Origin of the sequence: Xenorhabdus griffiniae (assembly GCF_037265215.1) — a bacterium.
Classification (GTDB): Bacteria; Pseudomonadota; Gammaproteobacteria; order Enterobacterales; family Enterobacteriaceae; genus Xenorhabdus; species Xenorhabdus griffiniae.
Genome location: NZ_CP147737.1, coordinates 3,656,288 through 3,670,638, shown reverse-complemented (window position 1 = coordinate 3,670,638; position 14,351 = coordinate 3,656,288). Strand labels below are relative to the sequence as shown.

12 protein-coding genes are annotated in these 14,351 nt (G+C 45.3%); 8 read left to right on the top strand and 4 right to left on the bottom strand.

Annotated features, from left to right (window positions below):
* Window positions 1-88: 88 nt before the first annotated feature.
* Complete coding sequence (locus tag WDV75_RS16395; protein WP_273571655.1) at window positions 89-829, top strand: sulfite exporter TauE/SafE family protein; 741 nt, start codon at window positions 89-91, stop codon at window positions 827-829.
* A 56-nt stretch (window positions 830-885) separates the two neighbouring features.
* On the opposite strand, the gene hemL is transcribed toward WDV75_RS16395, so the two are convergent.
* A complete protein-coding gene (hemL, locus tag WDV75_RS16390; RefSeq protein ID WP_273571654.1) occupies window positions 886-2,169 on the bottom strand; it encodes a glutamate-1-semialdehyde 2,1-aminomutase in 1,284 nt (427 codons plus the stop codon).
* A 221-nt stretch (window positions 2,170-2,390) separates the two neighbouring features.
* On the opposite strand from hemL, the gene erpA reads away from it, so the two are divergent.
* Both erpA and WDV75_RS16380 read left to right on the top strand, forming a co-directional pair.
* On the top strand, window positions 2,391-2,735 hold the full coding sequence (gene erpA, locus WDV75_RS16385) for an iron-sulfur cluster insertion protein ErpA (protein WP_047771810.1): 345 nt from the start codon (window positions 2,391-2,393) through the stop codon (window positions 2,733-2,735).
* A gap of 300 nt (window positions 2,736-3,035) precedes the next feature.
* The gene (locus WDV75_RS16380) at window positions 3,036-4,235 is read left to right on the top strand and encodes an MFS transporter (protein WP_273571653.1); all 1,200 of its coding nucleotides are present in this window, start codon (window positions 3,036-3,038) and stop codon (window positions 4,233-4,235) included.
* 132 nt (window positions 4,236-4,367) lie between these two features.
* Here the strand turns inward: WDV75_RS16380 and WDV75_RS16375 are convergent, their stop codons facing one another.
* Window positions 4,368-4,949: a helix-turn-helix domain-containing protein gene (locus tag WDV75_RS16375; RefSeq protein WP_273571652.1), complete on the bottom strand. Its 582-nt coding sequence runs from the start codon at window positions 4,947-4,949 to the stop codon at window positions 4,368-4,370.
* A 96-nt stretch (window positions 4,950-5,045) separates the two neighbouring features.
* Here WDV75_RS16375 and WDV75_RS16370 point away from each other — a divergent pair, with 96 nt between their 5' ends.
* Entirely contained in the window at window positions 5,046-6,230 is a 1,185-nt protein-coding gene (locus WDV75_RS16370) for a benzoate/H(+) symporter BenE family transporter (protein WP_273571651.1), read from the top strand.
* Between the two features lie 5 nt (window positions 6,231-6,235).
* On the opposite strand, the gene btuF is transcribed toward WDV75_RS16370, so the two are convergent.
* Together btuF and mtnN are read right to left on the bottom strand one after the other, a co-directional pair.
* Window positions 6,236-7,072 carry a vitamin B12 ABC transporter substrate-binding protein BtuF gene (gene btuF, locus WDV75_RS16365; protein WP_273571650.1) on the bottom strand — a complete coding sequence of 279 codons (837 nt, stop codon included), beginning with the start codon at window positions 7,070-7,072 and terminating at the stop codon, window positions 6,236-6,238.
* A gap of 27 nt (window positions 7,073-7,099) precedes the next feature.
* Entirely contained in the window at window positions 7,100-7,798 is a 699-nt protein-coding gene (mtnN, locus tag WDV75_RS16360; RefSeq protein WP_273571649.1) for a 5'-methylthioadenosine/S-adenosylhomocysteine nucleosidase, read from the bottom strand.
* A gap of 135 nt (window positions 7,799-7,933) precedes the next feature.
* Between mtnN and dgt the strand changes: the two genes are divergently transcribed.
* The 4 genes from dgt (at window position 7,934) to WDV75_RS16340 (ending at window position 14,341) form a co-directional block, all read left to right on the top strand.
* A complete protein-coding gene (gene dgt / locus WDV75_RS16355; RefSeq protein ID WP_273571648.1) occupies window positions 7,934-9,469 on the top strand; it encodes a dGTPase in 1,536 nt (511 codons plus the stop codon).
* 296 nt (window positions 9,470-9,765) lie between these two features.
* Complete coding sequence (locus WDV75_RS16350; RefSeq protein ID WP_338860157.1) at window positions 9,766-11,523, top strand: type VI secretion system baseplate subunit TssF; 1,758 nt, start codon at window positions 9,766-9,768, stop codon at window positions 11,521-11,523.
* Between the two features lie 32 nt (window positions 11,524-11,555).
* Entirely contained in the window at window positions 11,556-13,556 is a 2,001-nt protein-coding gene (locus tag WDV75_RS16345) for a type VI secretion system Vgr family protein (protein WP_338860155.1), read from the top strand.
* A complete protein-coding gene (locus WDV75_RS16340) occupies window positions 13,553-14,341 on the top strand; it encodes a DUF4123 domain-containing protein (protein WP_338860154.1) in 789 nt (262 codons plus the stop codon). Before WDV75_RS16345 ends, WDV75_RS16340 begins: the two co-directional genes overlap by 4 nt.
* Window positions 14,342-14,351 lie beyond the last annotated feature (10 nt).

Below are 14,351 nucleotides of genomic sequence, written 5' to 3'. Positions count from 1 at the left end.
GTAGCTCCCAACTCGAAAATGAGTAGGGAGCTAATTTAATGTATTATCTTTGGAAAACGAAACATCTTGCATCAGGGAATATAACACCTTGAATATCCTTATCTTATCCTTACTCTTTATTACTGCTGCATTATTGCATGGTATCAGCGGGATTGGTTTTCCGATAGCCAGTACGACAGCGTTAAGCCTATTTATGCCATTAAAAGAGGCGGTGGTATTAGCTTTATGGCCGACTTTATTGGTGAATATCTTAAGCGTTATTTCAGGTGGAAAGATTGGTGAGATACTCTATAAATATGGCTTATTGGCATTTTTCTCATTAACTGGCAGTGTTATTGGCGCGAAACTTTTATTCTTAATTAATCCTGCCTACTTGCAATTATTATTGAGTGGTGTCATTGCATTTTATATTGTCAGCAGCACTCGTAGCAGTCATTTTCATTTACCGGAAAATCCAGTCATTTTGTCGCTGTTTGGTTTAGCCGCTGGGATTATTGGCGGGGCAACCAATGCGATGTCTCCTATCCTGATTATGTGCCTATTAGCAATGAGCAGCGATCGCCATGAAATTGCACGGGCCGCCAATTTGTGCTTTTTACTTGGCAAGATCAGTCAGTTAGTGGTGTTACGCCAGGAAGCGTTCGAATTGTTTTCTTCGGCGTATTTATGGCCGATACTCATATTAACGGCCTTATCTCTGCTTTCTCTCTTTATTGGTACACGCCTAAGATCGCGTATCAGCCAACACCATTTTCGCTGGTTAATGCTGATATTACTTGGTGTGTTGGCGGTAATGTCAGCGATTCAGGCAATACGGGCTTTGGTGTGAAGACGCCACTGATAATAGAGAATAGTGACGTCTGAGGTTTGGAAAAACAGAATATTTTATTGTAGTTTTGCAAAACAACGTGCTGCCGCATCAACAGTGCGTTGAATATCTTCATCTGAATGAGCGATGGACATAAAACCGGCTTCAAACGCTGAAGGAGCCAGATAGATACCTTCATCCAGCATCAAGTGGAAGAATTGCTTGAAACGTTCCACATCGCACTTCATGACATCCTGATAACAGGTAACGCTTTCCGCATCGGTAAAGAAAATACCGAACATACCGCCAACGTGGTTAACAACCAGAGGGATGCCGGCTGCTGATGCGGCATGTTTTAAACCCGCCGCCAGTTTGTCGGTCAGTTCCCCTAAACGCTGATGAACACCAACTTGGGCTACTTCTTTCAGGCAAGCAAGACCGGCAGCCATTGCGATTGGATTACCAGAAAGGGTGCCCGCCTGATAAACAGGGCCAGTTGGTGCTAATTTTTCCATGATTTCCAGACGGCCACCAAAAGCCCCCACAGGCATACCGCCACCGATGATTTTTCCAAGGGATGTCAAATCTGGCTTAACATCGTAATATTCTTGTGCGCCACCCAGTGCAACACGAAAACCAGTCATCACTTCGTCAATAATGAGCAGGGCGCCAAATTCATCACACAGCTTACGCAGGCCCGGCAGGAATTCTGGTAGCGGTGGAATGCAGTTCATATTGCCCGCGACGGGTTCGACGATAATACAGGCGATTTCTGCTGGATATTTTTCGAAGGCTTCACGGACAGAATTTAGGTCATTGTAAACACAAGTCAGGGTGTGTTTAGCGAAGTCAGCGGGCACACCTGGAGAGTTGGGCTGACCAATCGTCAGGGCACCTGAGCCGGCTTTTACCAGCAAGCAATCAGCATGGCCGTGGTAGCAACCTTCGAATTTGATGATTTTATCACGTTGGGTATAACCACGAGCCAGACGAATGGCACTCATAGTGGCTTCTGTTCCGGAGTTCACCATACGCACCATATCCATAGAAGGCACCAGTTCAGTGACTCGTTTTGCCATTTCCACTTCGGCCGCGGTAGGAGCGCCAAAACTCAAACCACGTTCTGCGGCCTCAATGACGGCATTGCGGATAGCAGGGTGATTATGCCCAAGAACCATTGGTCCCCATGAACCGACATAATCGATATAGGCATTACCATCAACATCATAAAGGTAAGCCCCATTCGCACGTTGAATAAAGACGGGTGTCCCACCAACACCGTTAAAAGCGCGTACTGGTGAATTGACTCCACCGGGGATCACCTGTTTTGCCTGAGAGTAAAGCGTTTCGGACTGGCTCATCAATAAAAGCTCCTGAAAGATAACGGAATATGAGAATGTCATTTTAAAGTACCCCAATAGGGAAGCCAAATCATCATATGCCCTTCATCGTTCGGTTTATTGCATTCATGTGGCAAAACTTGAACGAATCAGTCAGGTATTGGATAATCTCGACAACTGATCAGAAAGCATAAAATAACTTTCCGAGAATTTTTACCGGAAAACCGGACTGGAGTAAAAATATGAGCGATGATGCTGCATTGCCTTTGCAGTTTACTGATGCCGCGGCCAACAAAGTCAAAGTGCTGGTTGCTGATGAAGATAACCCGAACCTGCGCCTGCGGGTTTACATTACAGGTGGTGGTTGTAGCGGTTTCCAGTATGGGTTCACTTTCGATGACCAAATTAACGAAGGTGATATGACGATTCAGAAGCAAGGGGTTGAATTGGTTGTTGACCCCATGAGTCTGCAATATTTGATAGGCGCTTGTGTGGATTATACCGAAGGGTTGGAAGGTTCCCGTTTTATTGTTGCCAATCCGAATGCAAAAACCACTTGTGGTTGCGGTTCTTCTTTCAGTGTCTAGTGGGAAAATTCCCTATTGCAATAAATGGCCTCCTAAATAAGAGGCCATTTTGCAAGATACTTATATCTTTTCTACGACATAAGTTAATACACCAATAGTGCCATTAAGCCTAGTAGCTGTTAGTGTATAGAATTTATCTCGTTGATAAAAAATTTATTCATATCCTGAAGTTATCTAAATTATAAAATTCGTGTAATTTCTCCCCGCGAAGCGAGGAGAAATCAGGTTTCATAGAGTGTTGTAAATTGTAACTTGAAGTTTAATGCATATACCTTTAATTAAAATGTGAAAGTGGTAAAAATGAATAAAAGATATGTAAATTTAATACTTCTTTTCATATGTCAGGGGCTTAATGGTTCAATTATTTCCCTGCTAACATTAACATCAACATTAGTTGGTAATACATTATCTCCCATTGATTATTTATCTACATTACCAATAACTGCAACAGTTTGTGGTGCTGCTTTAATGGTTTATTATGCTTCAATGCTAATGGAAATGTATGGAAGAAAAGTTGCTTTTATTATAGGTAATGTAATAGGGTTAATTGGTAGTGGATTAGCGGGTATATCTATTATTTACCAATCATTTATTCTTTTTATACTGGGTGTGTTCATATTAGGGTGCTCAACTGTATTTAATCAATATTACAGATTTGCTTCAGCTGAAATATTTGATGACGAATTAAATAAAAAAAGAGCTACGTCGATTATTATTGGTGGTGGTATTTTGGGAGGAGTATTGGGTCCTTTTTTAGCTATGAAAGGTGAATATATATTTCCTGATTACCACTTTTTGGGAACATTCTTATTAACATCTATAGTATGTCTTGTTGTAATTGTTATTCAATTATTTGTATATGTACCTGTGGAATTAAAAAAAGAAATAATTGATACACATCCTAACACTAATGATAAAAAAGAAGACCTCACTGATTTATTAAAATCAAGACTGTTTTTTTTGGCAACAAGTAGCTGTGCTATAGGATTTTCCTTGATGACGTTATTGATGAACTCTACGCCTTTAGCTATGTTACATGCTGAATTTGCAGTAGAAGATAGTGCATTTGTTTTACAGTGGCATTTCTTCGCTATGTATGCTCCAGCATTAATACTTCCATTTCTTGTCAGTAGACTAAAAACAACAAATATAATCTTATTTGGATCTTTGTTTTTTATAATTGGAATGTTTATAGCTATTTTTGTAGATGGATTTCATGGTTTTCTATTTTCATTGTTTTTTGTTGGGTTAGGATGGGCATTTATGTTTAATGGTGGAACATTTCTGCTTAATGGATTTGTAAACAGTAAATTTAAACATAAATTACAGGGGATGAACTCATTAATAGTTTATCTATCTAATATGATTTCATCATTATCTGTAGGGATCGTGATGAGTTATTCAGGTGGATGGAATATTTTAAATTATATTGGTATTATATTGATTTTTATATACACAATTGTTTTTTTCATAAAAAGTCAAAAATTATCGAATGAGTAAATATCCAATATTAAAATATAATACGTAAATATAGCCCTGTAGCAATAAACAGGGCGTAAACTATTTCAATTATACCGCATGTCGCGCTGGTACCTATCATCAAATCGTCGATATGGTGATTTGTGAAAATAATTAAGGGGTTGATAATATTTTATTATGGGGATAGTGAATAAGGTTATGGATGACAACCAGGTTATCACTTGAGTTAGCATAAGCATGGTGACAATCGGCATGAAAACGCATGGATTCACCTGCTGAAATTTTATGCCAAGTGTCATTAAGACGCAGATCGAGTTCCCCACTGAGTACGATAACATGCTCTATTACCCCAAATTCATGCGGAGAAGATTCACTTGAAGCACCCGGTACTAATTCTATTTTGAATAAATCAATGAAGAGTTCGTCATCAAAAGGGATGAGTGGTGTGACACGCATACCTGAGTTGTTTTGTTCAAAAATCGGTAAGTCATTAAATCGATGTAATACAGGTTGAGATTGGGGTGCTGCGCCTTCTAAAAAAGTCGAGAAAGCAATATTAAAACCTGTTGCGATTTTCCACAGTGTCGAAATCGTTGGGCTTGATTGGCCGCGTTCGATTTGACCAAGCATCGCCTTACTGACTCCCGTCAATTTAGCCACCTGGCTGAGGCTTAACCCGCGGGAAGCTCTTAATGATTTAAATTTTTCAGCAATTTTCGATGTGATATCACTCATTGGCGCCTACTCAAAAAATGGATACATAATTGAACGTTATAACGGACGATGTTATTCTCACCATCGTCCGTTATAACGTCCGGTTAGGTAATATCTATGTCTAAGTTATCATTTTTCAGGGATTTTTCACCAGCAACACTTGTCACAGGGTTTGTTGCGGTGTTAGTGGGTTATGCTAGTTCAGTGGCAATAATTCTCCAAGCGGTGACGGCAATCGGCGTTGAGCCATCACAAATAGGTGCTTGGCTCAGTATGCTCGGCGTGGGAATGGGGATCACGACAATTGGGCTGTCCCTCTATTACCGCACTCCCATTTTAACGGCCTGGTCGACACCGGGAATTGCATTACTGGCGACAAATTTGCCGGACACATCTGTTAACGAAGCCATCGGTATTTTTATCTTCGCTTCGGCATTAATGTTGGTATGCGGTATTACCGGACTATTTGCCAAATTAATGACCTACATCCCGCATACCATCGCGGCGGCAATGCTTGCCGGCATATTGCTTCGCTTCGGTTTAGAGGCGTTTGCAATGTTACAAGTCAACGTTTGGCTTTGTGGCGCTATGTTACTTATTTACTTAATTGTCCGTCGCTATTTTCCGTTATACGCAATAATTTCGACGCTGGCAGCTGGATTGATTATTTCTATTCTCAGCGGTGAGTTAACATTAGCGGGTGAAAACATGATGTTTTCCATGCCTGAATTTGTTATGCCACAATTTAACGTAACTACGCTTATTGGCGTGGGTATTCCATTTTTTATCGTTACGATGGCTTCACAAAATGCACCAGGAATCGCCACTTTACAGGCAGCAGGATATCCTCCCCGTGCATCCAGGTTACTTAGCTGGACATCATTGGTGGCAATTATTCTGGCCCCTTTTGGGGGATTTAGTATTTGTATTGCTGCAATTACGGCTGCCATTTGTATGGGAAGCGATGTCCATCCCGATCCTAAGAAACGCTATGTTGCGGCAGTCAGTGCCGGTTTTTTCTATTTGTTGGCTGGCCTTTTGGGCGGGGCAATTTTCTATCTGTTTAGCGCGTTTCCAGCCCCATTAATAAAAATTCTGGCTGGATTGGCATTGCTTGGCACCTTTACAAATAGCCTAAATCAAGCGATTAAGGACGATTACACAAGAGATGCTGCAATTATCTGCTTCCTTGTCACTGCATCAGGCGCTAATTTACTGGGTATCAGTTCAGCATTTTGGGGATTGATTGGCGGGATCATTGCTCACAGCGTGCTAAAAAAACGCACCAAGATAAAAAAATAGGTTATTCAATTGGGGCGATTTAACTGCTGACAAAGTTGTTCTGCCGCCCAAATAATCCTTGGCCCCGCACGGCTAAACCAGTCATCATTCAGGGCGATAATAGTCACGTTCATTTGTGGTCGCCAAAAATCGGCCACCTGCTGTTTTTGCCCTTCCGTTCCACCGATGACAATCACTTCCGGTTTGCGGGTAAGCACTTGCTCACGGTTAACCTGTGGCCATGGAACAGGGCTATCAGAGAAAATATTTTTACCGCCACATACGGAGACAATTTCGCTTTGGATAGTATGGTTTGAGGAAGTAAAAATCGGCTGCATACCAAACTGTAAGAACACAGGCTTAGGGTTCAGGTTGGCATATTTTTGTTTTAATTGGCTGAACTTATCACGAAGATCTGTGGCTGATTGCTTAGCTATATCAGGATGTGGGCTATAGGCAGCCAGCCGTTCCAGTTCTGATGCAACATCTTCTACTTTTTTCACATCCGAATAAAAAATGGGGATACCTAAAGCAGCGAGTTGTTCCAGAGGACGTTGGGGGTTACCACCACGCCATGCCAGAATCAGATCAGGTTTCAGGGCGATGATCCGTTCAATATTGATGCCTTGCCAATCAGCAACTTGTTCTAATTTTTTAGCGGCTTCGGGGTAATCTGAGTAAGCACTAACTGCGACAAGCTGGTCGCCCAGCCCCGCAGCATATGCCAGCTCTGTTGTTGATGGGGCAAGGCTAATAACCCGGGAAGCGGCCGCATAAAGTGGAGCACTGAAACCAGACCAAAAGCTATACAAAAGGCATAAGAATGCCAGCCAAATGGATCGATGGGAAATCAGTGATTTCATGATTTATGCTCCACTGTAAATGATGGGTTACTGTTTGCTGAGTTCGGTCAGCATGGCATTGACCATCCGCGTCGATTCTCGTGCCGCAACAACTAAAAATTCATCAAAACTGATATGGGATTCTTGATCGGCAACGTCAGAAATAGCACGAACGACAACAAAAGGAATGTGATATTGATGGCAGACATGACCAATGGCCGCCGCCTCCATTTCAACCGCAGCAACTTTCGGGAAGGTGGTTCGAATGCGTGCCAATGGCTCTGACCCATTGATAAAGGCATCACCACTGCAAACCAGGCCACGAACGGCATTCAGGTTGAGGGACTGGATACATTTTTCTGCCAAGGCAATTAGCTTATCGTCAGCGATAAATGCCGCCGGGCATTGCGCCATTTGTCCCGGTGCATAGCCGAAAGCGGTAAGATCGGCGTCATGATAGCGAACTTCTTCGGAAACCACGATATCACCCACTTTCAAGTTAGGATCAAGGCCACCGGCGGAACCCGTGTTAATCACGATATCTGGTTGACAATGCTCAATCAACAGGGTGGTTCCAAGTGCGGAGGAAACTTTACCAATACCCGATTTCAACAAGGCGATATCAACGCCATTCAGTTTGCCGGTATAAATTTCGCATCCACCTCGTGACAATGTTTGCAGACCTTCAATCTGGTCACGCAATAAAGTCACTTCTTGTTCCATCGCCCCTATTACGCCTATTTTCATTGTGTCATACTCGCTTGTTATTAATGGATTGATGCCTAATTAACAGGCAGATTTAACTGGCAAGTGTATCATTGAATGGCTATTTACCGCAGATTCCAATTCTAAATAATCGTTATATTTGGCATGGGGGGATTAATGTCTAAGATTGATTTCAAGCAGAAGTTAAATTACCAACGCAAATTCAGTAAGTCTTCCATTCATCTCGATGATGAAGAGCAAGTGATTCGCCAATTTGAAAGTGATCGTGGGCGGATCATCAACTCAGCCGCTATTCGGCGGTTGCAACAGAAAACTCAGGTATTTCCACTGGAACGTAATGCGGCGGTACGCAGTCGGCTGACACATTCGCTCGAAGTGCAGCAAATAGGGCGCTATATCTCAAAAACGATTATTTCCGAGTTAGCAAAGCAGGGTTTATTGGAAAAATATGGGCTAAGTGAGCGCTTGCTTGCTTTTGAAAGCCTGGTTGAGATGGCGTGTTTGATGCATGATATTGGCAATCCCCCATTTGGTCATTTTGGCGAGGCTGCCATTAAAGATTGGTTCTCCCGCCGATTAGATCCTGACTATTCTCTCTCTTCGCTGCAAACGGCGGATCGGCAGGATGCCTGTCAGGTCGCGGCATTACGCCTGACGGGGGAAGAAAAGAAAGATCTATTCCGTCGGCAATTGCGCAGAGATTTATGCCAGTTTGAAGGTAATGCCCAGGCTATCCGTCTGGCCCATAATCTGTTGCGTTTAAATCTCACTTATGCCCAGATTGGCTGCATATTGAAATATACCTGTCCAGCCTATCGTCTGGAAGAGATACCGACTGAATTCAGTTACCTGATGAAGAAAATAGGTTATTACTGGTCAGAAGAGAGCTTTATCTGTGAATTGAGAAAAGAACTGCAAATGGGGACGTTTTGTCGTTTTCCGCTGACATACATTATGGAAGCCGCAGATGATATCTCATATTGCATTGCAGATTTGGATGATGCGGTGGAAAAGGGCATTTTTAATGTTGAACAATTGGTAGAGTGCCTGAAAAAAGAGTGGGAAGAGAACGGCGGACACAGGAAAGGTGATTTGTTCGAATCTACGGTGAAACAAGCCTATCAGAAAACCACCAATAACGAAGCCCGTCGTAATATCCACGAACAATTTTTCATGTATTTACGGGTATTTATTACCGGAAAATTGGTGCCTTATACCGCCAAATTGTTTATTGAACATCTGCCTGAAATCTATGCAGGTACATTTAATCACGCCCTGCTAGAAGGAAATGGGGAAGAGCATCGTTTATTGAAGACGTTGAAAAACGTCACCCGTAAACGGGTTTTCAATCATCCTGAAGTGGAAGAACTGGAGTTACAGGGATACCAAATTATTACCGGATTGCTGGATGTATATAGTCCCTTGCTGGCATTATCCCGTCAGGATTTCATGGAACTGAACCAAAATAATTTCCACAAAAAATATTTTATTGAAACGCGCTTGCTGCACAAATTGTCAACCAAACATCGTTTGGCTTATGGTGAAGCCGTGGAGGGAATTGTTGCCACTGATGAGGCTGAAAAAGATGTGATCGAGTTTTATTATCGGGCACGTCTTATTCAGGACTATATCAGTGGCATGACGGATAATTACGCTTACGAAGAATATCGTAAGTTTATGGTCACAAAGTAACGGGTTCGAGTGGTACGGTGTCTGCTTCCAAAAGCGCGCAGATGTACCACAATTATTGCTCTTCCTTGCAACGAGAGTTTTCGTTCGCCACCCGAAGGCGATCCGGATAGGCGAGGGATCATTTTCAATCCCCCCTATATCCTGCCAAAATCCGCCCAAAATTGGATTTAATCCGTTAATTAATTTGATTGATTAATGTGTAGAATAAATGTGCTTTGCTGTTCAACCACGCATTTTATCTCACTGAGATTCAGCATGATACCGAAGCCTAATGGATAAAACATAAGTTAAATTCAATGAAAAACAACAAAGAATCGCTTTATCTAAAAGAGCGCGCTTACCTGCGAGAGCTGGCTGAGCACATTGCGAAAGAGTCGCCGCATCTGGCTGAATTTCTGGTTTCCTCTCATGATCCCGATATTGTCCGTGTTTTCGAAACCTTTGCGTTTTTGATTGCCAACCTGCGGGATAAGCTGGAGGATAATTTTCCCGAAATTGTTCACGGTATTCTCTCCCGTATCTGGCCGTTAGCCCTGTCTCCAATCCCACCGACAACGATAGTGCAATTTACACCCACGGATGATGAACATCAGGGTACGGCTGAGATCCCTATCGGTACATCGGTGTCTGCCAGCCTTAACGGGCAGTTGCTCGACTTTAAAACCTGCCGTTCTTTGCATATTGAACCCTTGATTGTGCAGGAACGCGCCGTCAGGAAAACGGGTACCCACAGTGAAATTATCCTGACACTATGCCAAACCGGTTCGGCGTCTTCTTTCTGGCAAAGCGGAGCCTTATCTTTTTTCCTTGGCACCGATACGAAACGCGCCGCCCAGCTCAGCCTGTGGCTGGATCAGCATATCTGTGATATCAGCCTGAACACACAGGGCGAGCGGCGAACAATTAAACATTTCCCTTATGGCTGGCATGGACTGCTTGACGAACCGTTGCTGCCCACCGCCAAAAGTCCCTATTCCGGCCTGCAACCGTTGGTGGAATATTATGCGTTGCCGGCGCTTTATAACTTTGTCACGCTGGATATCAGCAGCAGTTGCTCAAAAGTTTCGCTGAATGACGAGGGCACGTTTGAGCTAATTTTGCGTTTCGAGGGTGAATTGCCGTTGGATGATGTCGAGGGGGCGTTTTTGCTGGGTTGTGTTCCGGCGGTTCATCTGGAAAACCAAACCAGCCCGCCTGTCCGGTTGGAAGCCGGTAATCACCGCTATCCGCTGCCATTGGGGGGATCGGTGTGCCTGTACCGGCTGCGGGAGGTTCAGGTGGTGGTGCAGCCCGAAGACAGTGAGCAGCGTGGCACGCCTTATCACTGGCTGCCGATTGAGCAGTTTGTTCCCGCCGGCCGTGTTTTCGATGACGATGAGCAGCCCGCCACGTTTTACTACCAGCTTCAGACTGAGTCTGATTTTCTGGGCAGAATCCGGCACTGGCTGTGCTTTTTTGATTTGACCGGCAACCCGGCAAACAACCTGCCGGAGATTGCTGTCTCGTGCTCTTTCATCGGCTACCATAAGCAGGCACTGACGCTGGAACAAGGCGCCATTACCGTGACGCCGGAAAGTGCACCGTCTCATCTTAATGTGCAGAATATTATTCCGGTGATGGCCGATTATCCGCCCTTGTTACAGGAAAATAACAGCTGGCCGCTGCTCTCCTGCCTCTCCAGCCCGCCGATGATGTTATTTACCACCCACAGCCTGAAACAGTTTCTCCGTCTGTTTGACCCACATAGCGAGACCAACCGTCCGCTGAGCCGCCAATTCCAGCAACACATTGACGGCATTGTGCAGGTAAAAGAGCGCCTGACTGACCGCTTAAGGCGTGGGCAACCGGTTCGGGGGTATGTGTTATCGCTCACACTGAATCCCGATTGTTACCGCACGCCCGGCGAAATGTACCGCTTCAGCCGGTTAATCAATCAGGCGATGGCCTGTTTTATCAGCCAATCCACGTTCGTCATGCTGGAAATTTTTACGCCGGACAACAGTGAAGTGCTGTGGCAGTTCTGGCACGTCGATGGATTACGCCCGGCCCTGTAAGGTATTCATGTCATAACCGATAAGGAATAAAAATGAAAAGTGGATTACGTTTTACCTGCCGTATCGCGGGTGTGCCGGAAGACACCTTTGCGGTCGGCGACTTTACTTTGCAAGAACACCTCTCTGAGCTGTTTACCCTCAACCTGACATTGGTCAGGGCCGGTAACGCTAACCCCTTTAAGCCACAGGTGGAGATTGATTTGGCTTCACTGCTGATGCAGGAAGCGGTGTTGCAGGTTTTTTATGGTGAAACAGAGCAGCGCAAAATCACCGGGATTGTCTCTCACGCTAATTGGGTAGGCACCGATGGTAACAAGACGCTTTATACTATGACAGTTCGCCCTGCCTGCTGGCGGTTGACACTGAATCAGGACAGCCGGATTTACCATCAGCAAAATGCCCCGACGATATTAAACCGCCTGCTGAAAAAACACCGGGTAAAAGCCGATTCAAAACTCTACGATGCGCATCAGGACCGGGAATATGTGACCCAGAAGCGCGAATCCGATTATGCTTTTTTCAGCCGGTTAGCCGCGGAAGAGGGGATCAGTTTCTGGTTTGAGGATGAAACGCTGTTTTTCAGTGACAGCCATCTCGGTATGACCGCCGGTCTGCCATTACAATACCAGCCCCAGCCGGAAACGGCACACGGAATCGATACGATTTATCAGGTGCAGTTGGGCGTCGGGATGAGCCCGCAACGCAGTTTCCACAAAGATTTCAACCCGGAAAAACCGCGCTATCATCTCTCCCATATGCACAGCAGCGAAGGTTTCCGCGATTTCGGCAGCCAGACCCCTTACACCGTGTTTGAGAGTTACGGGCGATTCCAGAAAGATGCGGCCGCCATCCCGTTTTTAAAATACCGGCAGGAAGCGCTGGATAACCAGAAACAGACCGGCAGTGGCAGTAGCAATTGCATCAAACTGATGCCGGGCAAAATCTTTGAGATAAAAAATCACCCGCACAAGCCGCTGAATGTGCGCTGGCAGATTGTCGGTATCAGCCACCACGGGCACTGCCCGCAGGCACTGGGTGACAGCAGTGGCACCGGCACGACACTCAGCAACACGTTCAGTTTTATCGACGGCCTTGCCGACTGGCGGCCACCATTCCACTACAAACCGTTAGCCGATGGCGATGAAACGGCGATAGTCGTTGGCCCGGAAGGGGAAGAAATTTTCGTCAATAAAGATGGCGCAATTAAAGTGCATTTTCACTGGAACCGCTATGACGAGGCGGATGACAGCGCTTCATGCTGGGTACGGGTGGCACAGGGCTGGAATGGCAACGGCTATGGCTTTATGGCGATACCGCGCATCGGGCAGGAAGTGATTATTTCTTACCTCAATGGGGATATTGACCGTCCGATTGTCACCGGTTGTGTTTACAACGGCCTGAACCGTCCGCCGCTGGATTTGCCGGCAGCCAAAACCCGAACTACGTTCAAGACCAAAACCCACAAAGGTAAAGGCTTTAACGAACTGCGCTTTGAGGATGCGAAAGGCAGTGAAGAAATCTATTTTCACGGCCAGAAAGATTTTACTGCGCATATCGAAAACGATGCGTACTGGCATATCAAGCATGACCAGAAGAGCCGTATCGATAACAACCGTTACCACGATATTCGCGCCGATGACCATCATCAGGTTGCCGGTTCACGCAAAATCACCACCGAAGGGGATGTTTCCCACCGAATTGCCGGCAGCCAACATATTCAGACCGGGGATGCAACAGTGATTGACAGCGGGCAGGAAATCCACCTGAAAAGCGGCGGCAAAGTGGTGTTGGAAGCCGCAGCAGAAATCACATTGAAAGTAGGCGGCAGTTTTCTCAAAGTCACACCGGCTGGCATTTTGTCTTCCATGATTAATGTCGGGCAGGGTTCAGGTGGTAGTGGGCGTGGGGTTTCACTGCAATTACCGGAAGGCGTGGCGCCATTGCCAATGGTGGAATTTCCGGCGAAACCGCCTTGCGCCATTCTTGCGCAGCAAGAAGAAAACTGGATTATCACTGGAGCAGAAGAAGCATGATGGAACCGACCGATTGGAAAAACTGGCTATCACATCAGGACAGAGGCAATTGCTATTTTTTGGTTAACAGCCTAGCTGAGCCGAATCCCGTCCAAACCTTTTACCTTAACGGCTGGACAGCGCAGGCGTTTCCGCTCTACAGCGGTACACCAATGAATGCCATGCTGGAGCAAAGCCCGTGGCTGATCCAACCCAAAGCCAACTGCCTGCCAGAACTGGCTCTACTGCTGGATAAACACGCATTCAGCGATGCCAGTTGGGGCTGGGGATATCGCAGCACACTGCCGTGGTCATTTCAGTTAGAGCACTGGCGGTTGCATCAGCAGGTGTTGCTGCGGGGTCAGGTTGTGGTGTTGCGGCTGATGGATAACCGTATTTTCGCACCGTTGTTGCCCGCTCTAAAACCGGGGGACTGGCGTGAACTGTTAACACCGGTTAATGAGCTGATGATCGATACACCTGACCCGATTTGCTATTACCGGCCAGAAAATTGCCCTCAGAAACTGAACACAAATTTATTTGTGTTGGGTGATCATCTGATTGATGCCCGTTACTCAACTGATACGACGCTCAAGAATCTAGCTTACGCATTAAGTTGTCAGCTTTGGGAAGAAGCTCCTGAATTGGCATTGAAACTGGATGAACCGGCGGGGCAATTGCAGCACAGCCTTGTCGCTTGGTTGAAACAGGCGAGAGAGGAAAACGGTAAACTGGACAAGTTAACCCTTGAGTACTTTCTGACTGATAGTCAAAAAGTTGCTCTTAACGAGCGTATTGACGGATAAATAGAACATA